This window comes from Colwellia sp. MB02u-10 (assembly GCF_014077185.1).
Lineage (GTDB): Bacteria > Pseudomonadota > Gammaproteobacteria > Enterobacterales > Alteromonadaceae > Cognaticolwellia.
The window spans coordinates 334,543-360,775 of sequence record NZ_JACGVK010000104.1; the positions used below are offsets into that span (position 1 = coordinate 334,543).

Genomic DNA, 26,233 nt, shown 5'->3' on the forward strand with positions numbered 1-26,233 from the left:
TCGCGTTATAACCCAAGGTCATAACGCGAGTATTTAAATTTGACGTTAAAGGCAGTTAGAGCAATAACAAGTAACAAGTAATACCCACTAAGCAAGAAATAATAAAACTGAGCACGGCCCCTTCTTTTACCATCTCTTTAATTTGTATTTCACCGGTGCCATAAGCGATGGCATTAGGCGCTGTTGCCACAGGTAGCATAAACGCACAACTGGCACATATCGCCGCAGGTATCATTAACACTTTAGGGTCATAACCAGAAGCAATAGCCGCCGCTGCTAAAATGGGCATCAGTAAGGTGGCTGTTGCGGTGTTACTGGTTATTTCTGTTAGATAAGTCACCACCAAACAAATAGTAACAATCATGATAATTGCCGGTAAGTGAGCAAATGACGCTAACCACTCACCCAATAAATCACTTAAACCTGAAGCGACAAAACCTTTAGCTAAGGCAATACCGCCAGCAAATAGCAATAACATACCCCAGGGAATAGTTTTAGCGCTGTCCCAATCGAGTAAGCGTGAGCCTTTACCGTTGGGCACAATAAACATCAACACCACAGCAAATAAAGCGACAGTGCTATCACCTGCTATCTCAATATCTAAGGCGCCACTCCAACCACCAAAAGGTTCTTTACGTGTGATCCAGGCTAATGCAGTTAAACCAAAAATCCACAAGGTGCGTGTTTCTTCCGCGCGCCATGGCCCTAATACGGGTAAGTGTACCGCTTGTTCAAGTTTGACATTTCTGGTAAGCCAAAAGGCCATAATTGGAATAGCAAGTATCACAATAGGTACGCCAATTTTCATCCATTCTAAAAAGCCAAATTCAATGCCGGTTTGTTCTTCATAAATGCCCATAAAGATCACATTAGGCGGCGTACCAATAGGGGTCGCAACACCACCCACACTTGCTGCATAGGCAATACCAAGAATCAGCGCTACTTTAAGGTTTTGATTATCAATATGTTTTAGAATAGCCAAGGCAATAGGTAACATAATTAAGGTTGTGGCGGTGTTGGATATCCACATACTTAATAGTGCACTCGCTAACATAAAGCCAAATACCATTCGCCTGCCGCTATTAACGCCCACCAAGCGCACCATGTAAACCGCTAACCGTTCATGTGCGCCACTTTTTTCAATGGCTTTTGACAGCATAAAAGCGCCCATTAAGAGCAAAATTACGTGGCTACCTAAGGCGGATGCAACCACTTTATGATCGACAATGCCAAATAGGGGCAGCAAGGCAAAAGGCACTAATGACGTAGCAGGTATAGGCAGTGCTTCGGTCACCCACCAAATAACCGTTAATAGTGTAATAGCCGCAGCGATAGAGGCTTTACTGTCCAGGCCAACAGCTTGCAAGGTAAAATGAAATATTACCGCTAAAACAGGGGCTAACGGGATGAATAGCTGTTTAGTGAGTGTCATAAATTTATCCAATATTTTTATTATTATATTTTTATTTTGATATGTTGTTAATATTCTTTATTATTTAAGTTTGTTGCTTTGTAATTTGAATGGCTGCGATCTTGGCTAAAAATCAACGATATTGCTTAAGGTATTCGCTCGCTTGTTGCCATACTAGATTTTCTTTAAGCCTTGAGAAATTAGTGTTTTTATCTGGCGTTTTCAGCAGCTTATCAAGCCTTCCACTACTCACTAACGATGTTGAAATGTTGGCATTATCAAGCACCTCTACACAGCCATCACGGTTGTTGCATAGTAAAAGCATATCGCAACCTGCGGCTTGTGCTGCCTCAGCGCGTTCAATATAACCACCGATGCTTGCCGCGCCTTGCATGGATAAATCGTCACTAAAAATCACGCCATTAAAACCGAGTTGTTCACGTAAAATGTTTTGTAGCCAATAACGAGAAAAACCCACAGCTTGAGGATCAACATCGGGGAAAATAATATGTGCAGGCATCAAGGCATCCACTTTTCCTTTGCTGATAAGTTGCTTAAATGGTATTAAGTCTTGTTGGAAAATCTCAGCGCTTGTACGTGAATCAATGGGTAAATCAATATGAGAGTCAGCTTTAACACTGCCATGACCCGGAAAATGCTTACCGGTTGCTTTCATACCCACTAGATGTAAACCACTGATAAATGCCTCAGCTAATTCAGTGACGTAATCGGGTTGTTGATGAAAGGCTCTATCACCAATAACCTCGCTAATGTTATTAATATCTAATACGGGTGCAAAACTGATATCTATACCAACCGCTTGCACTTCCAATGCCATTAAGACCGCACTTTGTTTAGCGAGTTCTTTTGCTAAGGCGAGATTTTGTTCTGACATTCGCCATAATTTACCCATCGCTGGGATTAAAGAAAAGCCCTCTCGAAAGCGTTGTACACGACCCCCCTCATGATCAACCGCTAATAACATAGGCTTTTTAGCTGCCATGCGGATTTGCTGACTTAAGTCAGCCATTTGTTCTGGTGATTGATAATTTCGAGTAAAAAAGATTAATCCACCGATCAGTGGATGTTGAAGTATTTCTTTATCTTCTTGAGACAATGATGTGCCTTGCACATCAAACATGACTGGACCCATAACAACACTTTACAATATTAAGATATTGCTACTTTACCTAATTAGCACGCATAAACAAAGATGTTGGCGCTATTTACCAGTCATAACCTGAAAATAAACTTGAGAAATAAATCTGAGAAATAAATCTGAAGATTATAGCGTTTTTGAACGCTATTAAATAATAAGCGTACTAAGCAGAATCTGTAATTTTTATCTTATATTCTAGCTAACTCAGCTCAAGCCCAGCTTAACGTTTCAAAGGCATAGGTGCACCAACGCCGGCCGCAACATAGGGGATAACATTACGGATAACATCTGAAATTTGCAGATCACGGTCAAAATCACTTTTAGCAATATCAATCAAAGCGTCACTTGAAGACATGGTAAAAACCACTGTGCCCATGGTAAAATGTAAACGCCAAAACATCTCTTCAGCACTTAGCTCTGGGTAGGATTTTTGTACCGCTAAAACAAAATTATCAATAACACCTGGGTATTGAGTGGTTAAAAACCAGCGTAGAAATCCTTGGCTGTCAGTATAACCTCGGCCTAAAAGCTGCAAAAAATTACTGGTACCATTGTCTTTAAACTTGTTTAAGGATAATAGCGGATCGATAAAGGCAGAAAAAACGTCAGTTAGGTTAGGTGATTCTATTTCACAGACTCGCCTTAAAGCACTTTCTAAACGCGGAGATAATTCATTCATGTAACGAGACATAACCGCTTTAATTAATTCTTTCTTCGAGCCAAAATGATAATTAACCGCAGCTAAGTTTACATCGGCTTGACCGGTTATTTCACGTAGAGAGGTACCATTAAAACCCTTATTTGCAAACAAACTTTCTGCTGCATCTAATATTTTATTCTTCGTGCTCATAGGTAAATAACGCCGTAGTTCTAGTGTAATTAACAAATTAATACAGGTAGTTTAAACAAGCGTTTAAACTAACGCAACTAGGATTAAATGCAGAACTAAAAAAAATACCAAACAAAGTCCAAAAAATGTCAATTAATGGCCACTAGATTAAAAATGCTTGCCCATTTAACTTTCTCTACAGCAATATTAATACCTTAACGTTATCTCAATAGATATTTGCCTAGTGACGGGTAACCTAGTGGCTGATAAAGAATGTACTTCGACTTACTCTCTGTATAATACTTTAACCTTCAAATTTTATTACTGAATTTTTTGCATTACTCTTCTCATTTATTACAAACTATTACAGAAAAAACACAGTTAAAAACACCTAATATAGCTATAATTTTTTGGCATTTCCTGAAGCAATTTTTGAAACGCAAATTTCATACTTTCCCTAGTATATTTTATATGATGGCCCAGCACCCCTTTCGCTGGGCTTTTTTTTGTCCAAAATTTATCAACGCCCCCCGAATGTACTCAACAAAATCAAGACTATTGCCAAGCTGCTAATCTCAATCTACACTAGCCATGACCCTAGATTAAGTTGATTAAAGCGTTAATCAAGCGCTAACAAAAACAATAATGGATACTTATGCAATCGACATTTAAATTAACCACAGCCGCTATTTTAGTAGCAGCAAGCCTAAGTGCTTGTAATGGTGATAACACAGTAAAAAATGCAGCTAAAGCGGCCACTGTGGTAAATAAAGCGTTAACGGCTCAAGAGGCAGAAAAATTCTTAGCCACTACTGAACAAGAGCTAGTGCAACTTAACCTTGAAGGCAGTCGTGCGGCTTGGATCAATTCAAACTTTATTACGCAAGACACTTCAGCACTTGCCGCAGCAGCAGATCAAAAGTCGACAGAAGCTGGGGTTAGATTTGCCATGCAAGCCGCTAAATTTGACGCTGTAGAAGTCAGTGCTGATCAACGCCGAAAACTCAATATATTAAAGCAGAGTTTAGTGATGCCAGCACCACAAGATCCAGCTAAATCGGCTGAGTTAGCAAAAATTGGCGCTGAATTAAATAGTCTATATGGTAAAGGCAATTACACCACTAAATCGGGCGAAACCTTAAGTTTAGGCGAGATGACCGCTACCATGGCAACCTCTCGTAACTACGATGAATTATTAGAAATGTGGCAAGGTTGGCGCACCATTAGCCCAGCGATGAAGCCCTTATATATTCGCCAAGCAGAATTGGGCAACGAAGGCGCACAAGGACTAGGTTATGCAGACTTAGGCGCAATGTGGCGTTCTAATTACGATATGCCTGCTGATGATTTTGCTAAAGAACTTGACCGTTTATGGGGGCAAATTAAACCCTTATACGATGATCTACATTGTTATGTGCGCAGTGAATTAGGCAAAACCTACGGCGAAGATAAAGTGCCACAAGACCAACCTATTCCGGCGCATTTATTAGGTAATATGTGGGCACAATCGTGGGGCAATATTTATGACTTAGTGGCACCTGAAAATGCCGATCCTGGTTATGATGTTACCAAACAACTTGCCAGCCATAATTACGACGAAATTAAAATGGTAAAAGGCGCTGAAAGCTTTTTTACTTCACTTGGCTTTGAAGCCTTACCAGAAACATTTTGGCAACGTTCATTATTTACTAAGCCCGCCGATCGAGATGTGGTATGTCATGCCTCAGCATGGGACTTAGATGCTAAAGATGATATTCGCATTAAAATGTGTATCCAAAAAACCGGTGAAGACTTCTCGGTTATTCATCACGAATTAGGTCATAACTTTTATCAACGTGCTTACCAAAACCAGCCCGTTTATTATCAAAATAGTGCTAACGACGGTTTCCATGAAGCTATTGGTGACACGATAGCCCTGTCAGTAACACCTAAATACTTAAAAGAGATTGGTTTAATTGACGCCATTCCTGATGAATCAAAAGACATTGGGTTATTAATGAAAATGGCGCTAGATAAAGTTGCCTTTATTCCCTTTGGTGTGATGGTTGATCAATGGCGTTGGAAAGTTTATTCCGGTGAAATCACCCCTGAAAACTATAATAGCGCTTGGTGGGAATTACGTGAAAAATACCAGGGGGTAACCGCCCCCATTGATCGTAACATCGATGCTTTTGACCCGGGTGCCAAATACCATGTACCCGCTGGCGTACCTTATTCTCGTTATTTCTTAGCACATATTCAGCAATTTGAATTTCATCGTGCCTTATGTGACATTTCAGGTAATACGGACCCTATTCATCGTTGTTCTATTTATAACAACAAAGATGCCGGTGCCGCGTTAAATACCGTCCTTGAGATGGGCTCAAGTCAGCCATGGCAAGTAGCCTATAAAGTATTAACTGGCAATGAACAAATGGATGCAACCGCTATTCTTGATTATTTTGCCCCCTTGCATACTTGGTTAAAAGATAAAAACCAAGGTAAACAATGTGGTTTTTAATCATTAGTTAACACTAAAAAGCCCTTAAATCAGCTGATTTAAGGGCTTTTTATTTATTGCAAACGATTAATATTGTTCTAGATAAGCTGCATTTTTATATCGTCACCAATACTCAGTGCTTACAGCAAGCCAAACGCTGACATCAAGCTACGCCCACTCAAGAGTAAGGTAATCAAAATAACACCGGCCGCAGCCATGTTCTGCCATAAATTATTGCGGTACTCACCTAGCACTTTTGTATTCATAATCCATAATAAAAAAATACTGATCAAAGGTAGTAGAATACCATTGGCTACTTGAGCAAACCAAATAACAGCAACAGGTTTAAAACCTGCGCTACTGACAACAACACCAATAATTAAAATAATCATCCACGTCAATCTAAAGCCAAAAGCGTTAAGGTTTTTGTCTAAATTTAAAATACCACTTAACGCGAAGGCCGCCGCTAAAGGGGCGGTGATCGCAGATGATATGCCAGCACAAAATAAGCCAAGGCCAAGAAATAAACTTGCAGAGTCACCAAATAGCGGCTGTAGCGCAGGAGCTATGTCGGCAGCACTTTGCAAACTGAGTTGCTGACCAAAAAAGGCTGAAGCCGCGGTTGAAAGTACAGCTACTGATATTAAAGCTCCAAGCGGAATAGATAGCAGTAAATCTTTCCTTGCTGTTGATATATCATTAACCGACTGCCATTTTTTACTGGCCGTTGAAGCATGTAAAAATAAATTATAGGGCACAACGGTCGTGCCAATGAGGGCAATAACCGTGAGTGTTGCGCCCGTGGGTAATTCAAAGGCGACAAAACTGCTCATTAACTCGTACCATTGCGGTTTGCTTAAAAAAAATGTCACTATAAATGCAATACTCATTAAGCCAACTAACACCACTAAAGCGCGCTCAATGACTTTGTAACTACCGGTAATAAGTAAGACAAAAGCAAGCGAACCAATCATGATTGGAAAAATAATAGCTCCAAAAGCAACTTTAAAACCTAACTGTTCTGCAACACCTACTAAGCCTAAACTTGCGCCTGAAATATTACCACTTTGATAAGCGCCATTACCGACCACAATAGCGCTCACCACCAGCATAACAACACAAGCCTTAGCAAACGGGTGCTTAATCGCCTGTCGTATATTTTCGCCTAAACCTTGTTGACTAACGATACCTAGCCTTGCCGCCATTTCTTGCAAAATTAACGTCGCAAACATAGCAAATAGCAATGCCCAAACAAGTGATACACCATAATTTGCGCCAGCCATTGACGCGGTAATTATCGTCCCTGGACCAATAAACGCTGCTGTAACAAGAAACGCAGGTCCTATTTTTGGAAATTTCATATTTACCTACTCTGTTATTTTTATATTGAGAGATCGTGACTTTTCAGCCATCATAGCTATTCGTTATTTTAAAAACACCCAAGTGATTTTAGTTAAATAATGTTTATTTCAATAATTTCTCTAGTCGGTCATTATAATTTTGATTAGACTACGGAATTTTAAAGTTAGGAGTTAGGAGTCTACTGTTATGGAAAAACACCAGGAATTATTAATTTCCTTAAGAAAAGTTATACGCGCCATTGATTTACATTCAAAACATCTTAATAAAACGTCCGGCTTAACCAGCCCACAATTATTAATTATGTTAGAGATCGATAAAGAATACAGTATCAATTCAAGCCAAGTTGCCAAAAAAGTTAATTTAAGTCCCGCAACGGTGACCAATATTATTGATCGGTTAGAAAATAAAAACCTTATTTCAAGAGTGCGTTATACACAAGACAAACGTAAAGTCGGCCTGTATTTAACTGATGATGGAAAAGCGCTTTTGCTTAAGGCACCGCAAGCATTGCAAGAACATTTTATTGAAAAATTTTCTAACTTAGAGCAATGGGAACAATCACAATTGTTGTCTTCAATGGAGCGTTTATCAAATATGATGGATGCAGACAAAATAGATGCTGCACCGCTATTAGAATTACAGAGCCTATAACAAAAATTGTTATAGGCTCTGATTATATGTAACGAGCGCCAGTAATATCGATAAAACTGACGCCGTTAGTTGTTAACGTAACAAATGCAAAAAGTGCAAATGTTTATGGTATTGATCAATAATATTATTGATCACTGCCGCCTTCGACCAACCCATAATGTCATAATCTTGTCCGCCTTCACCTAAATGCACTTCTGCTCGATAATAACTGTGTTCATCATCATCGTCTTCATTAGCAAAGTCCGGTTGTGAATGCTTTCGAGCAAGCACCCGATAAACAAACTGCTGTTCTTCACCGTGTTGAACCAATAAACTCAGGCCATTTTCATCCGAAACAACCACATTGATTTGGTTTTTCTTTAGTTCATCAGCAACGGATTTAAACGCAGGGACAACGGTCTTACTAATAAATTTATTCACATTGCCCTTATTTGGGTAATCAACAATATTATTTAACCGCACCTGCCAGCTATCATCACGATCATTGTTTGAATGAGGTACCGCTGCTATAAGCTGGCTATCTTGTTTAAAAGCTTCCACTCTCAATGCTTTAATCAAGCCAGCAATAGCAAGCAGTAGTACGATAGCAAAAGGCAAGGCACTGGCAATAGTCATAGTTTGCAGAGCACCAAGTCCACCCGCTAACAATAAAATCCCTGCGACCATGCCGATACCTACAGCCCAATAAACTCGTTGCCACAAGGGTGTATTATTACTGCCATGTGAACAGAGCATATCCACTACCATCGCACCAGAATCACAAGAGGTGACAAAAAATATCACAATCATCAAGACACTAAAGAAAGACAGCAATGTAGATAATGGGAAGTTTTCTAGAAAAACAAATAATGCCACTGATGAGTCTTTACTGACCATCTCTCCTAATTCAACCACCCCTTGGTTATGCACCAAATCAATGGCACTGGTACCAAAAATAGTCATCCAAAACAAAGTAAATACGGTGGGTATTAACATGACACCAACTATGAATTCTCTAATCGTGCGACCACGAGAGATTCTAGCGATGAACAAGCCAACAAAAGGTGCCCAAGCAAGCCACCACCCCCAATAGAATATCGTCCAACCACCTATCCAAGTGGTCTTTTTATAAGCGAATAAATTAAAGGTGTTATGTACTATATCAGCTAAATAATCACCAATATTTTGTAAGTAAGCCTGTAATAAAAACACCGTTGGACCGAGTACAAAAACCAAAGTTAACAAGATAACCGCTAATACCATGTTGGTTTCAGAGAGTATTTTAATTCCCTTATCTAAACCGGTCGCAACAGAGATAATGGCAAGTCCAATAATACCAATCATTATAATGATTTGATTGGTCGTAGAAACCTCAATACCGAACAAATAGCCGAAACCTGCATTTACCTGTGACGCGCCTAAACCTAATGAGGTGGCCACACCAAAAACCGTACTGACCACAGCAAAAATATCAACTAAATGCCCTGGCCATTGATAAATTCGGTCACCAATCAAGGGATATAATGCTGAGCGTAACGTTAGTGGTAAATTATGGCGATAACTAAAATAAGCTAATACCAAGGCCACAACGGCGTAGATAGCCCAAGCATGTAATCCCCAATGGAAAAATGTCATTTTCATTGCTTCTTGAACCGCAGCGACCGTGCCTTGTTCTGCCGTAGGTGGCGACAAATAGTGCATCAATGGCTCTGCCACACCAAAGAACATTAAGCCAATGCCCATTCCAGCAGCAAACAACATAGAAAGCCAAGTCAGCATAGAATAATCGGGGGTCGCATGATCAGGCCCTAAACGAATATCCCCGTAACGAGAGAATCCTAAAAAAATAACAAAAAAGAAGATAAAAGCGACGGTGAGTACATAGAACCAACTGCCGTTGTCAACAATGCTTGTTTGAATAAGCGTAAACAAGCTCTGAGCCTGTTCAGGTAGTGCTACTGTATAAAGTAAAAGCGCAATAATGATAGATGATGCACTAACGAATACTGTCTTATTTAATTGACTATTGGCGGATAAAGACAAAGCCTTCCCCTAAATTTAATTTGTGTTGATATTATATCTTGTTAATCAAGGTGTAAATAGTCACTTGTGTGAACAATTACCCGTGTAACGAGATTTCACTAAAAAATAGCACTCTATTATATTTTTGAAAAAATTCCTATATTTTGTTAAGATACTGCAAAAGACCAAATATAGTTAGAACTCTAATGGTATTTATATTTAGAGTTCTAAGTGTATTTGTAGTTAGAGTTCTAAACGTATTAGGCTCTTCACAATAAAAATACCAAGGGAAAATCAATATGAAATTCACTAAACTACACTACGCTGTGTTGACCGCACTAGCAGCGTCAGGCACTTTATACGCTGAAGAAACAGAAAAAAGAGCTTCAATAGAGACTATTGAAGTTACAGCAACTAAACGCGTTGAATCAATTCAAGAAGTGCCCGTAACTGTTACCGCCTTAACAGGTGACAGCTTAGAAAAACTTGGCGTTTCTAATTTTGACCAATACGTAGAGTTTTTACCCAACGTAGTTTTTCAGGGTACAGGTCCTGGCCAAAATGAAATATATATTCGTGGCGCAGCAACTACGCAAACTAATATCTCAGTTTCATCAGTTCAAGCACTACAACCTTCTGTTGCTTTCTATTTGGACGAGCAACCGGTATCAATGCAAGGGCGTAACTTAGATATTTATGCTACTGATGTTGAACGTATAGAAGTTTTGCCTGGGCCACAAGGCACACTTTTTGGTGCTAGCTCTCAATCAGGTACCGTACGCTTAATCACCAACAAGCCAACCCATGATGGTTTTGCTGCAGGTTTTGATACCAGCACAAGTACCACCAAAGGCGGCGACATGAGTAACTCTGTTGAAGCGTATTTTAATATGTCTTTATCTGACTCGTTGGCTGTACGTGTTACTGCTTACAACGACTACCAAGGTGGTTGGATAGATAATGTACTCAATGTTCCCGGTGAAAATGGTTATACCGGTAGTGCAGAAGTTATTAGTCGAATTTCTGGTGGTGCATTAACTAATCCTGAAAATGTTTCTGTTACCGCACCACAAAATGCGGCTTTAGTAGAAGAAAACTTTAACACGGCAAGCTATGCCGGTGCTCGCTTTGGTTTATCTTATTTAATCAATAATGACTGGGATCTTTTAGTTCAACATACTCAACAGTCTCTTGATACCGAAGGTGTGTTTTCTTATGATCCAAACCTTAAAGGTGAAACATCAACAAGCCGCTTTGTACCAGAAAACAACAATGATGATTTTGGTTTAACGACTTGGACATTAGAAGGCCGACTTGAGCATCTTACCGTGGTTTATACCGGTGGTTATCTCGACCGAGATATCAATTCAACGATTGATTACACTGGCTACACTAACGGTGGTTCGTTTTCTGCTTATTATGTTTGTAACTATTCAGGCGTTCCTGAAGCAGAACAAGAATGTCTTGACCCGACTAAGTATTATAAAGAAGAAACTAGCTCTTCTCGTACTACCCACGAATTGCGTATGAATACCTCAGCTGAAAATCGCTGGCGTGTAACCGCAGGTGTATTTTACGACACACAAGAGTTATCAACTGTTGGTCAATTCAAAATAGCCAATACAGAGAAGTTTCCTAATTTGGCAAGAACTCTCGCAGGAAGTGATGGCATTAACAGTGATGGTGGCCCTTTCCCTTCAGAAGTAAGTTTTGTTAATGATGTTACACATACCATAGATCAAATCGCCGTATTTGGTCAGTTTGAGTACGATATTACCGACACAGTCACTGCAAGTTTTGGCGCGCGTTGGTATCAAATTGATGATATTTATAAAGGCGCTACTACTGGCGATGATGTCAGTGGCAGGTTACAAGCTTTTGGTGATGGTAGTGATGCAGCCTTAACTGAATTTTTTATCAGTGATGGTAGGACTCCAGAGGAAGCAGCGGCTGAAACAGCATCAATTCAAACTGCTATTGCCAGTGGCCAACTAGAAACTGACTTACTTGATAGTGACGGCAAGTTAACTGTTGATGATACGATTATCAAAACTTCAATTGATTGGCAAATGAATGATGATGTTATGATATTTGCATCATATTCAGAAGGTTTTAGACCACCGGTTACTAACCGAGTTGGTGGTGGTTCAGCTAAAAGTCAAGAAGGCGCCTTTGAAGGTTTCCGCATACCAGTGTATTCAACCACTGATAGTTTAGATAACGTAGAATTAGGTTTTAAATCAACCTTATTTGATCAAAATTTACGCTTTAACGCTACTGCCTATTATTCAAAAATATCTGATCTGCAAACATCACGATATGACCCTACCAATATCAGCTTCTTAGTATTTACTGATAATGTTGGTGATGCTGAAATTAAAGGTATTGATGGTGACTTTAGTTGGGTTGCAACGGATAACTTAATTATCTCTGGTGCTTTTAGTTTGATAAATGCTGAGCTAACGTCAGTTAATGCTCAGCTTAATGGTATTGCGCCACCAGAAGGCAGTAGATTACCGTATTCAGCTGAATTTTCAGGTAATTTACAAGCCCAGTATTTCTATCCAATTGGCCAAGGTATGACAGGTTATGTTAACGGTTCAATCAGTTATACCGGAGAGAGACTTGCCGGTATGGTGATGGATGCGTACATGGTAGAAGACTCTACTAATTTAATCTATGGCACAGGTTCAGGTTTGAGCATTGAAAAAGAAGCTGATGTTTATACCGGCGTTAATTATCAAGACAGTAATGGCGATACCCTTGCAGGTGGTCGTTATATACAGGATAGTTATGTGGTAGCAAACTTAAGCTTTGGTGTAACTAACGACGAATGGAAAGCTGAGCTTTTCATCGACAACCTAACTGATAAAAGTGCAATATTATATATTGATACTCAACAGTATACGCCAAAAGTAGTTTCTAACCGACCTCGTACTATTGGTTTTAGATTCTCGTACGACTTTTATTAAGCCTAGATTGATTACTAAAAGCTAGTTAAGTTAAGTCAAAACTAAAATGATAAATAAAGCCGTTTGATATCTGTATCAAGCGGCTTTTTATTGATAAAATAGTCGTTTTTTAACCTAAAAATAATACGCTAACCTACTCTGGAGCTAAGTCATTGGACACAAGATCTCACTCTGCTAATGAAGACCAATTAAAATCAATTCAACAATTGATCCAAACAACAAAATTCAATGACGCCATTACACAAAGTAAACAACTACAAAAACAAACCACAGACCAACAACTCCAAATTGAATTATGGTATTTAATTGCCGTTGCCCAACGCTATGCAAAAACTATCCCTGCGGCATTAAGCAGTATTAATGCATTACTTAAACTCGATGAAACACATAGCCGCGCTAATCAAGAACAAGGCTTTATCTATTTAGCCTTAGATGAACCAGCACTGGCTAAAATTTCATTTGAAAAGGCGGTAAAACTTAACCCGAGTTTAGTCGCTAGTTGGCAAGCATTAATTCATCTGTACCGAGATGCAAAGCAACAAGACAATGTGCAAAAAGCCGCCAATCAGTTAGAGAAACTAAAAAAATTACCACCGGCTTTACTCGCGGTAACTGAATTAATGCACGAAGGAAAACTATTAAAAGCGGAACAAATTTGTCGACATTTTTTACAAGATAATAAACGCCACATCGATGGCATGTGTCTGCTTGCTGAAATAGGTGTAGAGCTAAAAATTTATGACGATGCTGAATTTTTACTGGCCAGTGCCCTTGAGTTGGCGCCCAATCATATAAATGCGCGCTCTCAGTACCTCAATTTACTTATTCGTTTAGGTAAATACAAAGTGGCAGAACAGCAAGTTGAAAAGTTACTCGCTATACAACCTGACAACCTGAGCTTCAAAGTCGCTAAAGCGAGTGCCTTAACAGGTTTAGGTAAAATAGAGCAAGCCATCATCCTATTTGAACAAGCGGTAGAGCAAAACGATCAAGTTGCAGGCTTTCAACTGCAGCTAGGCCATGCGCTAAAAACCAAAGGTGACATAAAAAAAGCCATTACGGCTTACCAAAAAGCCTACCAGTTAAACCCAAGTTATGGTGATGCTTTTTGGAGTTTAGCCAATACTAAAACCTACCGTTTTAGTGATGAAGAAATTGCGCAAATGCAAACACAGCAAAATAATAAAGCCTTAGCACTAACAGATAAGGTTCAACTACATTTTGCTACCGGTAAAGCCTTTGAAGACAGAGAAGACTATAACCAAGCCTTTCAAGCCTACCAAGAAGGCAATAAATTACAACATGCTCATAGTGGCTTTGACATCACCAAAGTAGAACAACAAGTTGCTGAGCAAATTAAATACTGTACCGCCGAGCTGTTTGAGAGCCGTGGAACTTTAGGGCTTAATTTACCCGATCCAATATTTATTGTCGGTTTACCGCGCGCAGGCTCTACGCTACTTGAACAAATACTGGCTTCACATAGTCAAGTTGACGGCACGATGGAGCTACATAATATATTAGGCTTAGCATCACGACTACGAGGCCGTAGCCATAGTCAAAGTGATCAAGAAGCCCAATATCCGAAAAACTTAAATGAAATTAATCCCGAGTATTTCAAACGCTTTGGTCAGCAATTTATTGACGAAACTCAAGTCTATCGAGAAAAGGCACCCTTATTTATTGATAAAATGCCCAATAACTTTCTCCATATTGGCCTAATTCGATTAATACTGCCCAATGCTAAAATTATTGACGCTAGACGCTCGCCCATGGCTTGTTGTTTTAGTGGTTTTAAACAGTTATTTGCCGAAGGACAAGATTTTAGTTACGACCTTGAAGACATGGGTCGTTACTATCAAGCTTATTTAAAATTGATGGCACATTGGGATGATGTCTTACCGGATTATGTATTAAAGGTAAATCATGAAGATGTGGTTGATGATTTAGAAACACAAGTACGAAGAATGCTTGATTTTTGTGGCTTAGAGTTTGAACAATCGTGTGTCGATTTTCATAAAACCAAGCGCAATATTAAAACCCCAAGCTCTGAGCAAGTGCGTCAACCCATTTATAAAAGTGCCACTGAACAATGGCGACATTTTGAGCCCTATTTAACGCCCTTGAAAAAAGTACTTAATATAGAATAAAGTTTACCTAGATAAAGAGTATAGCTTCGCTCTTTATCTAGCGTGTATAAATACACTAGTGCTTAGAAATACAGGATATCTGAGAGAGGCATAAATATAGTCGTTCTTTCGCATCGACCTGCATGGATACACTAACGGCGCAGAGCCATGTTTTTGCCATGATATGAGCCATTAGAGTAATGCAGGAGTAATTACCGAGATGGCTAAGAACAGTCATGTGATCAATACATTGCCAACATGGATGTTGGTTCTTGTCTGGAACAAAAAAAACTGCCCCTTCGTCTGAACATAAAAGCGAACAGGTTAATGTCCGCTTTTATGTTTATCGCTAAGGAATAAACCTTAGTCACTAAACTTTTTATTGAGATAACACTTCAGTGATTAGCTAAATACCCAAGCTACACTTTCTCTACCTTAATTTTATAAAAAACACTGTAAAGCACAGGTACGGCTATCATGATCAAGATAGTGGCAAACGCTAATCCACCCATAATGGTCACCGACATATCAGCAAAGAAAGGGGCAAATAATAATGGCATAACACCTAATATAGTGGTGATAGCTGCCAGTGAAACTGGTCTCAAACGACTCAAGCTTGCTTCAACGATGGCAATGGCTTTTTCTTTACCTTCGATAATTTGTAAGTCAATTTCTTCCAATAACACAATAGCATTTTTAATTAACATACCGAATAGGCTCAAAAAGCCCAGTAACGACATAAAGCCAAAAGGTAAGTCTGCTATTAGTAAGCCCGCAACCACACCCACCACAGCCATAGGTACAATCAGCCAAATAATAATCGGCTGCCTAGCCTTACCAAAGAGCAAGACACTGATAATAAACATAATTAAGAAGCCCAGCGGTAAGCCTTTTCCTAAAGCGGCTTACGCTTTACGTGACGACTCATATTCGCCGCCCCAGTCAAGTTTATAACCTTCGGGTAAAGCAATAGCAGCAATTTTAGCTTGTGTACGATTAAACGCCTCACCGGTAGTTTCATTGTATCTAGACTCCGCTTTAACGGTAATAGTTCGTACACGATCACGTCGATTAATCAGTAGTTCTTCACTGGCATAGTTCATTTTGCCACTAACTTGCTTGAATGGAATATAAGTTCGTTGACTACTACTCCACACCAAACTGTTTTCTAAGCCGGCTAATTGATCAGGATTCGTGTTGCTATTTCTCGCAATAATCGGATAAAGGTAATCGCCATCTTATAGTTGTCCAATTTGCAAACCATCGCTATAAAACTTGATGGCTTGACTAAAGTCACTTGTTTAAACAATCGCCCGTATAACGCTATTTCATAATAAAGAGCCATTTATATAATTTTGACAGGGGGGAAGTCATGAGAATAGTTTAAAGTCAATTATCAACTCAAATCCCCAAAAGTATAAGAATATTCGCGCTTTATTGGACTAAATTACAAAGGTTTATGCCACACAAAATGTGACTGTCTGTTTTTTATACGCTAATAATCTTGCCCTGATAATTTTGAATAAAATGTGAAATTTTATTAGGATATCGCCAAATGTCAAATATAGTTAGTGCACTAACTATACAAATCCCCAAAAGTATAAGAATATTCGCGCTTTATTGGGCTAAATTGCAAAGGTTTATGCCACACAAAATCTGACTGTCTGTTTTATATACGCTCATAATCTTGCCCTGATAATTTTGAATAAAATGTGAAATTTTGTTAGGATACCGCCAAATGTCAAATATAGTTAGTGTACTAACTATATTTATAGTTAGAACGCTAACCATATTTGGCCGTTGAACGATAAAACACCAAGGGAAAATTTATATGAAATTCACTAAGCTGCATTGTGCTGTGTTAACAGCACTAGCGGCGTCTGGCACTTTATATGCCGAAGAAACAGAAAAAAAACAAAATGCATCAATAGAAACTATTGAAGTTACGGCAACCAAGCGAACTGAATCAATCCAAGAAGTGCCCGTCACTGTGACCGCATTAACAGGTGATAGTTTAGAAAAACTTGGCGTTTCTAATTTTGATCAATATGTAGAATTTTTACCCAACGTGGTTTTTCAGGGCACTGGCCCTGGACAAAATGAAATATATATTCGCGGTGCGGCAACTACGCAAAGCAATATTTCTCTGTCATCAGTTCAAGCATTACAACCTTCTGTTGCCTTTTATTTAGACGAGCAACCCGTTTCCATGCAAGGGCGTAACTTAGATATTTATGCTACTGATGTTGAACGTATAGAAGTTTTACCAGGGCCACAAGGCACACTTTTTGGAGCTAGCTCTCAATCAGGTACCGTACGCATAATTACTAACAAGCCAACCCATGATGGTTTTGCTGCAGGTTTTGATACCAGCACAAGTACCACCAAAGGTGGCGATATGAGTAACTCTGTTGAAGCATATTTTAATATGTCTTTATCTGACTCGTTGGCCGTACGTGTTACTGCTTACAACGACTACCAAGGTGGTTGGATAGATAATGTGCTCAATGTTCCGGGTGAAGGTGGTTATAACGGTAGTGCAGAAGTTATTAGTCGAATTTCTGGTGGTGTATTAACTAATCCTGAAAATATTTCTGTTACCGCACCACAAAATGCTGCTTTAGTAGAAGAAAATTTTAACACGGCAAGCTATGCCGGTGCTCGCTTTGGTTTATCTTATTTAATCAATAATGACTGGGATCTTTTAGTTCAACATACTCAACAGTCTCTTGATACCGAAGGTGTATTTTCTTATGATCCAAACCTTAAGGGTGAGACATCAACAAACCGTTTTACACCAGAAAACAACAATGATGATTTTGGTTTAACCACTTGGACACTAGAAGGCCGACTTGAGCAACTTACCGTTGTTTATACTGGCGGGTATCTCGACCGAGATATCAATTCAACTATTGATTACACTGGCTATACTAATGGTGGTTCATTTTCTGCTTATTATGTTTGTAACTATTCAGGCGTTCCTGAAGCAGAACAAGAATGTCTTGACCCAACTAAGTTTAATAAAGAAGAAACCAGTACCTCACGTATCACTCATGAGCTTCGTTTCAACACGGCGGCTGAAAATCGCTGGCGTGTCACGGCAGGTGTATTTTATGACTCTCAAGAATTATCAACTGTTGGTCAGTTCAAAATAGCCAATACAGAGAAGTTTCCTAATTTGGCAAGAACTCTCGCAGGAAGTGATGGCATTAACAGTGATGGTGGCCCTTTCCCTTCAGAAGTAAGTTTTGTTAATGATGTTACACATACCATAGATCAAATCGCCGTATTTGGTCAGTTTGAGTACGATATTACCGACACAGTCACTGCAAGTTTTGGCGCGCGTTGGTATCAAATTGATGATATTTATAAAGGCGCTACTACCGGCGATGATGTCAGCGGCAGGTTACAAGCCTTTGGTGACGGTAGTGATGCAGCATTAACTGAATTTTTTATCAGTGATGGTAGGACTCCAGAGGCAGCAGCGGCGGAAACAGCATCAATCCAAGCGGCTATCGCCAGTGGTCAATTAGAAACTGATTTACTTGATAGTGACGGCAAGTTAACCATTGATGATACGATTATCAAAACTTCAGTTGATTGGCAAGTTAATGATGATGTTATGGTATTTGCATCATACTCAGAAGGTTTTAGACCGCCGGTGACTAACCGAGTTGGTGGTGGTTCGGCTAAAAGCCAAGAAGGTGCATTTGAAAGTTTCCGTATTCCAGTGTACTCAACGACTGATAGCTTAGATAACGTAGAATTAGGTTTTAAATCAACCTTATTTGATCAAAACTTACGCTTCAATGCTACTGCCTATTATTCAAAAATATCTGATCTGCAAACCTCACGATATGACCCAACCAATATCAGTTTCTTAGTATTTACTGATAACGTCGGTGATGCTGAAATTAAAGGTATTGATGGTGACTTTAGTTGGGTAGCAACGGATAATTTAGTCATCTCTGGTGCTTTTAGTTTGATAGATACTGAGCTAACATCAGTCAATACTCAGCTTAATGGTATTGCGCCACCAGAAGGCAGTAGATTACCGTATTCAGCTGAGTTTTCAGGTAATTTACAAGCCCAGTATTTCTATCCAATTGGCCAAGGTATGACAGGTTATGTTAACGGTTCAATCAGTTATACCGGAGAAAGACTTGCCGGTATGGTGATGGATGCTTATATGGTAGAAGACTCCACTAATTTAATCTATGGCACAGGTTCAGGTTTAAGTATTGAAAAAGAAGCTGACGTTTATAAAGGTGTTAATTATCAAGATAGTAACGGGGATACCTTAGCCGGTGGTCGTTATATCCAAGATAGTTACGTTTTGGCTAACTTAACCTTTGGTATCACTAACGACGAATGGAAAGCTGAGATTTTCATCGACAACGTAACTGATGAAAGCGCAATATTATATATTGATACTCAACAGAATACGCCAAAAGTGGTTTCTAACAGACCTCGTACTATTGGTTTTAGATTCTCGTACGACTTTTATTAAGTCTTAAATGATAACTAAAAGCTAATTAAAATCGAAATAAAAGCCGTTTGATATCTGTATCAAGCGGCTTTTTATTGATAAAAAAAGCACAAATTTTAAATAAAAACAATACTACCAATTTAACTCATTAAGTGATCACCTTTTTCATGAGGAAAAATGGATAAATACTAGGCATAAAATTTAGTCAGTAGTTATGCTACTTATAAATTTTATAACGCGGTAGCTTTTCATTTTAACCATTCACGATGAACATATAATTAATCAACTTGGTATAACCTGCCATGGAGCTAAGTCATTGGAAAAAATATCCCACTCTGCTATTGAAGAGCAATTAAAATCAATTCAACAATTAATCCAAACAACAAAATTCAATGACGCCATTACACAAAGTAAACAACTACAAAAACAAACCACAGACCACAGACCAACAACACCAAATTGAATTATGGTATTTAATTGCCGTTGCCCAACGCTATGCAAAAACCTCCTCTGAGGCGTTAACCAGTATTAATGCATTACTTAAACTTGATGAAAAACATAGCCGCGCTAATCAAGAACAAGGCTTTATCAATTTAGCCTTAAATGAGCCAACACTGGCTAAGATTTCATTTGAAAATGCAGTAAAGCTTAACCCTAGCCTAGTCGCTAGTTGGCAGGCGTTAATTCACCTTTACCGAGACGAGAAGCAACAAGAAAATGTACAAAAAGCGGCAAATCAGTTAGAGAAACTAAAAAAATTACCACCGGCCTTACTCGCGGTAACTGAGTTAATGCACGAAGGAAAATTATTAAAAGCAGAACAAATTTGTCGGCATTTTTTGCAAAATAATAAACGCCATACCGATGGCATGTGTCTGCTTGCTGAAATTGGGGTAGAGCTAAAAATTTATGACGATGCTGAATTTTTACTGGCCAGTGCCCTTGAATTAGAGCCCACTCATATTCATGCGCGTTCTCAGTACCTCAATTTACTTATCCGTTTAGGTAAATACAAAGTGGCAGAACAGCAAGTTGAAAAATTACTGGTTACACAACCTGACAACCTGAGCTTTAAGATAGCTAAAGCTAGTGCCTTAACCGGATTAGGTAAAATAGAGCAAGCCATAAGTCTATTTGAGCAAGCTGTAGAGCAAGATGATCAAGTTGCAGGCTTTCACTTGCAGCTAGGCCACGCGCTTAAAACTAAAGGCGACATAGAAAAAGCCGTTGCTGCTTACCAAAAAGCCTATCAGTTAAACCCAAGTTATGGGGATGCTTTTTGGAGTTTAGCCAATACTAAAACCTACCGTTTTAGTGATGAAGAAATTGCGCAAATGCAAACACAGCAAAATAATAAAGCCTTAGCACTAACAGATAAGGTTCAACTACATTTTGCTACCGGTAAAGCCTTTGAAGACAGAGAAGACTATAACCAAGCCTTTCAAGCCTACCAAGAAGGCAATAAATTACAACATGCTCATAGTGGCTTTGACATCACCAAAGTAGAACAACAAGTTGCTGAGCAAATTAAATACTGTACCGCCGAGCTGTTTGAGAGCCGTGGAACTTTAGGGCTTAATTTACCCGATCCAATATTTATTGTCGGTTTACCGCGCGCAGGCTCTACGCTACTTGAACAAATACTGGCTTCACATAGTCAAGTTGACGGCACGATGGAGCTACATAATATATTAGGCTTAGCATCACGACTACGAGGCCGTAGCCATAGTCAAAGTGATCAAGAAGCCCAATATCCGAAAAACTTAAATGAAATTAATCCCGAGTATTTCAAACGCTTTGGTCAGCAATTTATTGACGAAACTCAAGTCTATCGAGAAAAGGCACCCTTATTTATTGATAAAATGCCCAATAACTTTCTCCATATTGGCCTAATTCGATTAATACTGCCCAATGCTAAAATTATTGACGCTAGACGCTCGCCCATGGCTTGTTGTTTTAGTGGTTTTAAACAGTTATTTGCCGAAGGACAAGATTTTAGTTACGACCTTGAAGACATGGGTCGTTACTATCAAGCTTATTTAAAATTGATGGCACATTGGGATGATGTCTTACCGGATTATGTATTAAAGGTAAATCATGAAGATGTGGTTGATGATTTAGAAACACAAGTACGAAGAATGCTTGATTTTTGTGGCTTAGAGTTTGAACAATCGTGTGTCGATTTTCATAAAACCAAGCGCAATATTAAAACCCCAAGCTCTGAGCAAGTGCGTCAACCCATTTATAAAAGTGCCACTGAACAATGGCGACATTTTGAGCCCTATTTAACGCCCTTGAAAAAAGTACTTAATATAGAATAAAGTTGACCTAGATAAAGAGCATATCATCGTTATTTCACATCGGCGTGTATGTTTTTTATCTAGATAAGTCATTAGAGTAATGCAGTAGCAATTACCGAGATGACTAATAAAGGCTATGTGATCACGACATTGCCGACATAGATGTCGGTATTTAATTTTTGTCTGGAACAAAAAACTGACCCTTCATTCTGAACATAAAAGCGAACAGGTTAATGTTCGCTTTTATGTTTATCGCTAAGGAACAAACCTTAGTGAAGTGGCATAGTCACTGCACTTTTTTATTTAGTCAACACGTTAGTGATTAGCTAAATACCTGCGCTATATTTTCTCTACTTTAATTTTATAAAAAACACTGTAAAGCACAGGTACGGCTATCATGGTCAAGATAGTGGCAAACGCTAATCCACCCATAATGGTCACCGACATATCAGCAAAGAAAGGGTCAAATAATAATGGCATAACACCTAGTATAGTAGTGATAGCTGCCAGTGAAACTGGTCTCAAACGACTCAAGCTTGCTTCAACGATGGCAATGGCTTTTTCTTTACCTTCCATAATTTGTAAGTCTATTTCTTCCAATAGCACAATAGCATTTTTAATTAACATACCGAATAGGCTCAAAAAGCCCAGTAACGACATAAAGCCAAAAGGTAGGTCTGCTATTAGTAAGCCCGCAACCACACCCACCACAGCCATAGGTACAATCAGCCAAATAATAATCGGCTGCCTAGCCTTACCAAAGAGCAATACACTGATAATAAACATAATTAAAAACCCCAGCGGCAAGCCTTTTCCTAAAGCAGCTTGCGCTTTACGTGACGATTCATATTCGCCGCCCCAGTCAAGTTCATAACCTTCTGGTAAAGCAATAGCAGCAATTTTCGCTTGTGTACGATTAAACGCCTCACCGGTAGTTTCATTGTAACCGGCCTCCGCTTTAACGGTAATGGTTCGCACACGATCACGTCGATTAATCAGTAGCTCTTCACTAGCGTAGTTCATTTTGCCACTCACTTGCTTAAAGGGTATATAAGTTCGTTGACTACTGCTCCACACTAAACTGTTTTCTAAGCCGGCTAATTGATCAGGATTCGTGCTACTATTTCTGGCAATAATCGGATAAAGGTAATCGCCATCTTGTAATTGCCCTATTTGCAAACCATCAGTATAAAACTTTATAGCTTGACTGAAATCACTCCTTGAAACACCGGCAATGCCTGCCGCTATATCATCATACTCAGGTGCTAAAACAATGCCTTTATCGCGCCAGTCATCACGAACATCACGAATGTTACCATCTGCAAAATAAATCGCTTTTGCTTGCTCAGCTAACTGTCTTAAAATAGCGGGATCTTCGCCAGAAAATCGTGCCTGAATTTTTGCACCCGCACCAGGGCCAAATTGCATGATTTCAGCGTAAAAATTTACCTTAGGATTTGCTAATCTTAATTTATCAGCAACGGCTTGCGCTAAGCGAGGGATCTCAGCTGCGTCATGCGCTCGCACCATAAATAGCCCATAACTCTCATTCGGTAATTCAGGGGCAAATACTAAGGTAAAGCGTTCTGAACTTTCACCGATAAAAGTTGCTAATGATTCAACACCTTCAGTGCTAAGGATCAGCTTTTCACCTTGTTTCATATATTTTTCAGTGGCTCTAATATCTGAGTCTTGCGGGCCCCAGTAATGAACAAAAAACACTGGGGTATTTGAAGGAGGGAAAAATCCTTGTTTAATATAACCAAAACTTGCGTAGGCGCTAATCGTAATCACCACCAATAACCCTAAGGTTACACCACGCCAATGCAAAGCATTACGTAAAACAACTAAATAAGCTTGATGAAATAATGAATGCGACGCTTCTACACCTGCTTTATCACCCACTTGATAAAAGTATTTACCCAATAAAGGAGTTAACGTTACCGCAAGTATCCAACTTAACAGCAAAGATATTAGTACGACGGCGAACAGTGAAAATAAAAACTCTCCTGTGGCATCATCTGATAAACCAATGCCCGAAAACGCCGCTATACCAATAACTGTAGCGCCCAGTAATGGCCACTGTGTGCGTTTAACAATAAAGCTGGCAGACTCCATTGCCGACTTACCTTTATCCATGCGCAGCATCATACCTTCTGCTACCACAATAGCATTATCAACCAGCATTCCCATGGCAATAACCAAAGCTCCTAGTGAAATACGTTGTAGTTGTAAATCATAAAGCCACATGATCAAGACAGTCCCTAATACCGTGATCAATAAAGTGCCACCAACAACAATGCCCGAACGCCAACCCATAAATAGACAAAGCGCTAAGGTCACTACAGCAACTGAAATTTCCAAATTTAAGATAAAACCGTCAACTGATTCATCAACGATTTTCGCTTGGTTATAAATAGAAGATAACTGAATACCCGCCGGTAATTTAGCGAGCACTTCAGCCAGCTTAGCGGAAATTTCCTCACCAACTTCAACGATATTAATATCACTTTGCGCCGATACCGCTAGGGTTATCGCACGTTCACCATTAAAGCGTTTTAAGCCACTTGGGATAGCTACAGGTTCAATACTGAGCTGAGCAATATCTTTTATCTTTATTGAGGCATTTTTGCCCGGAATAACGATAGAGAGGTTTTCTATCTCTGCTATTTTATTGGTCGAGCTTTCAACTGGGATCCTGATTTTTTTATCGCCAACGTATAACCTACCACCACTAAAGGGTTTTAAATTATTCGCCAGTACTTTTTGAATATCAGGAAAAGAAAGCCCTAAACCGGCAATTTGATAGCTATCAATGGTGGCAACAATTTCTTCTTCTAAAATACCGCCAACTTTTACTTTAGCAACCCCGTCAACGGTCAGCACTTCGCGACGAATTATACGGGAAAATTCGCGCATTTGATTAGCGCTAAAGTCAGGTGCAGATAAAGCATAATAAATGCCATAAACGTCACCAAAATCGTCGATAACCACTGGAGCACTAGCACCAAGTGGCAAGTCGTGTTCAATATCACTAAGGCGTTTGCGTAGTTCGTCCCAAATTTGGGGTAATAGTGGCCCATCAATATGTGGTTTTATTTCCATGGTTACTCGGGATAAACCGGGTTTACTGACTGATTTCAACGTATCTAATTGCCACATTTGCTGCAGCGCTATTTCAACTTGCTCAGTAACTTCTTTTTCAACTTTTTCCGCACTTGCCCCCGGATAATAGGTAAAGATAACGGCTTTTTTTATGGTAAAGGCGGGATCTTCTAAGCGGCCTATTTTGCCCATAGCAACAATGCCACCAATAATAAAACATATCGCCATAAGCCAAATATTAATGGGCTTAGTCAACGAATAACGTGCAATATCCATTAATATGTCGCCTTATATTCTCTGACTATTAGCCCCTCACGCATTTGCCCCACTGCGGCAGAAACCACTTTATCATCAGGACTTAATCCCACAGAAATCATGGCGTACTCGCCTTTTAACTGAGAAACCTTGACCTTGACCTTAGTCAGACTATTTTGTACTTGATTAAAGCGCCAGACACTAAAGCCCGAGTCGTTATTACCGACTAATGCACTTAATGGAATAATTAATGCCTGTGAGTGACTATTATTTTGTGTAATGTTAACAATGGCTCGCGAGCCTGGATAAAAAGATTTCGCAATTTCACCATCAAGTGCAAAGGTTACGCCATAGGTTTGAGTAATGGGATCAGGCGTGGTTTTATGTTCAACATAACGTATGTCAAATATCTTATCTTCCTGGCCAATAATATGAGCAGTTGCTTTTACATCGCGATTACCAGCATTGGCGGTCATAATTCGTTCAGGTACTTCAAAAGTAAAATAAAGCGCTGATCTATCTTGTAAATTAGCCAGTGAATCTCCGGTACGAATTAAACTATCATTTTCAATGTATCTAGCACCAATAACAGCATCAAATGGGGCTCTTATCGTACAGTAACTTAAATCTTGCTTGGCATTGGTTAATGCTATTTTAGTAATTGAGAACTGAGATTTTGCTTCATCGTAATCACGTTGCGATGCAACATTCTTTTCAAAAACATCTTTAATGCGTTTTAAATTTCGTTGCGCGTCTTCATAAAGAATGCGGCTTTCTTGCACTTTACGTTGAAAAGGTTTCGGATCAATTTTAGCTAAAACTTGACCTTTTTTAACTTCACTACCTTCGACAAGATTCTCAAAAATTAGACGTCCTGATACTTCAAATTTAAGGTCAACACTCTTCACCGCCGACACTGTGGCTGGAAATTCATAGTCATTCACTAAATTTGTTAGCCGGGCACTGGTGAGTTGAACCACGACAGGTGCAACCTCTTTTGTGACCTCTGTTGGTTCAGAACAAGCTTGCAGTAAAATAACGGCTCCGAGCATAAAAATTCGCTTCACATCAATCCCAAAATATAAGTTAAA

At 39.3% G+C, this 26,233-nt stretch carries 13 protein-coding genes and 1 pseudogene; 6 read left to right on the plus strand and 8 right to left on the minus strand.

All coding sequences use genetic code 11. The features are described 5' to 3' along the window. Positions 1 to 55: 55 nt before the first annotated feature. The 3 genes from H4J59_RS05500 to H4J59_RS05510 form a co-directional block, all read right to left on the minus strand. A complete protein-coding gene (locus tag H4J59_RS05500; protein ID WP_182237482.1) occupies positions 56 to 1,432 on the minus strand; it encodes an SLC13 family permease in 1,377 nt (458 codons plus the stop codon). Between the two features lie 112 nt (positions 1,433 to 1,544). Then, positions 1,545 to 2,564 carry a beta-N-acetylhexosaminidase gene (gene nagZ / locus H4J59_RS05505; protein ID WP_182237484.1) on the minus strand — a complete coding sequence of 340 codons (1,020 nt, stop codon included), beginning with the start codon at positions 2,562 to 2,564 and terminating at the stop codon, positions 1,545 to 1,547. A 226-nt stretch (positions 2,565 to 2,790) separates the two neighbouring features. Further along, on the minus strand, positions 2,791 to 3,420 hold the full coding sequence (locus tag H4J59_RS05510) for a TetR/AcrR family transcriptional regulator (protein ID WP_182237486.1): 630 nt from the start codon (positions 3,418 to 3,420) through the stop codon (positions 2,791 to 2,793). A gap of 634 nt (positions 3,421 to 4,054) precedes the next feature. Here H4J59_RS05510 and H4J59_RS05515 point away from each other — a divergent pair. Next, positions 4,055 to 5,899 (plus strand): M2 family metallopeptidase, encoded by a 1,845-nt coding sequence (locus H4J59_RS05515; RefSeq protein ID WP_182237488.1) that lies wholly within the window; start codon positions 4,055 to 4,057, stop codon positions 5,897 to 5,899. A 119-nt stretch (positions 5,900 to 6,018) separates the two neighbouring features. On the opposite strand, the gene H4J59_RS05520 is transcribed toward H4J59_RS05515, so the two are convergent. Continuing rightward, positions 6,019 to 7,239: an Nramp family divalent metal transporter gene (locus H4J59_RS05520; RefSeq protein ID WP_182237490.1), complete on the minus strand. Its 1,221-nt coding sequence runs from the start codon at positions 7,237 to 7,239 to the stop codon at positions 6,019 to 6,021. Positions 7,240 to 7,426: 187 nt separating this feature from the next. Here H4J59_RS05520 and H4J59_RS05525 point away from each other — a divergent pair, with 187 nt between their 5' ends. Next, a complete protein-coding gene (locus tag H4J59_RS05525) occupies positions 7,427 to 7,891 on the plus strand; it encodes a MarR family winged helix-turn-helix transcriptional regulator (RefSeq protein WP_182135159.1) in 465 nt (154 codons plus the stop codon). A gap of 72 nt (positions 7,892 to 7,963) precedes the next feature. Here H4J59_RS05525 and H4J59_RS05530 read toward each other — a convergent pair whose 3' ends face one another. After that, positions 7,964 to 9,913: a choline BCCT transporter BetT gene (locus H4J59_RS05530; protein WP_182237491.1), complete on the minus strand. Its 1,950-nt coding sequence runs from the start codon at positions 9,911 to 9,913 to the stop codon at positions 7,964 to 7,966. Positions 9,914 to 10,191: 278 nt separating this feature from the next. Here H4J59_RS05530 and H4J59_RS05535 point away from each other — a divergent pair, with 278 nt between their 5' ends. Together H4J59_RS05535 and H4J59_RS05540 are read left to right on the plus strand one after the other, a co-directional pair. After that, the gene (locus H4J59_RS05535; protein WP_182237493.1) at positions 10,192 to 12,864 is read left to right on the plus strand and encodes a TonB-dependent receptor; all 2,673 of its coding nucleotides are present in this window, start codon (positions 10,192 to 10,194) and stop codon (positions 12,862 to 12,864) included. A 152-nt stretch (positions 12,865 to 13,016) separates the two neighbouring features. Next, positions 13,017 to 15,014: a tetratricopeptide repeat-containing sulfotransferase family protein gene (locus H4J59_RS05540; RefSeq protein ID WP_182237495.1), complete on the plus strand. Its 1,998-nt coding sequence runs from the start codon at positions 13,017 to 13,019 to the stop codon at positions 15,012 to 15,014. Between the two features lie 398 nt (positions 15,015 to 15,412). Here the strand turns inward: H4J59_RS05540 and H4J59_RS05545 are convergent. Further along, positions 15,413 to 16,210: pseudogene (locus H4J59_RS05545) on the minus strand (efflux RND transporter permease subunit). A gap of 614 nt (positions 16,211 to 16,824) precedes the next feature. On the opposite strand from H4J59_RS05545, the gene H4J59_RS05550 reads away from it, so the two are divergent. Next, a complete protein-coding gene (locus tag H4J59_RS05550) occupies positions 16,825 to 19,503 on the plus strand; it encodes a TonB-dependent receptor (RefSeq protein WP_182237497.1) in 2,679 nt (892 codons plus the stop codon). Between the two features lie 371 nt (positions 19,504 to 19,874). Further along, entirely contained in the window at positions 19,875 to 21,803 is a 1,929-nt protein-coding gene (locus H4J59_RS05555; protein ID WP_310733162.1) for a sulfotransferase, read from the plus strand. Positions 21,804 to 22,121: 318 nt separating this feature from the next. On the opposite strand, the gene H4J59_RS05560 is transcribed toward H4J59_RS05555, so the two are convergent. Both H4J59_RS05560 and H4J59_RS05565 read right to left on the minus strand, forming a co-directional pair. Then, positions 22,122 to 25,163, minus strand: coding sequence for an efflux RND transporter permease subunit (locus H4J59_RS05560; RefSeq protein ID WP_182237499.1), 3,042 nt, complete (start codon positions 25,161 to 25,163; stop codon positions 22,122 to 22,124). After that, positions 25,163 to 26,209 (minus strand): efflux RND transporter periplasmic adaptor subunit, encoded by a 1,047-nt coding sequence (locus H4J59_RS05565; protein ID WP_182237501.1) that lies wholly within the window; start codon positions 26,207 to 26,209, stop codon positions 25,163 to 25,165. The genes H4J59_RS05560 and H4J59_RS05565 overlap by 1 nt, the downstream gene beginning before the upstream one ends. Positions 26,210 to 26,233: the final 24 nt, after the last annotated feature.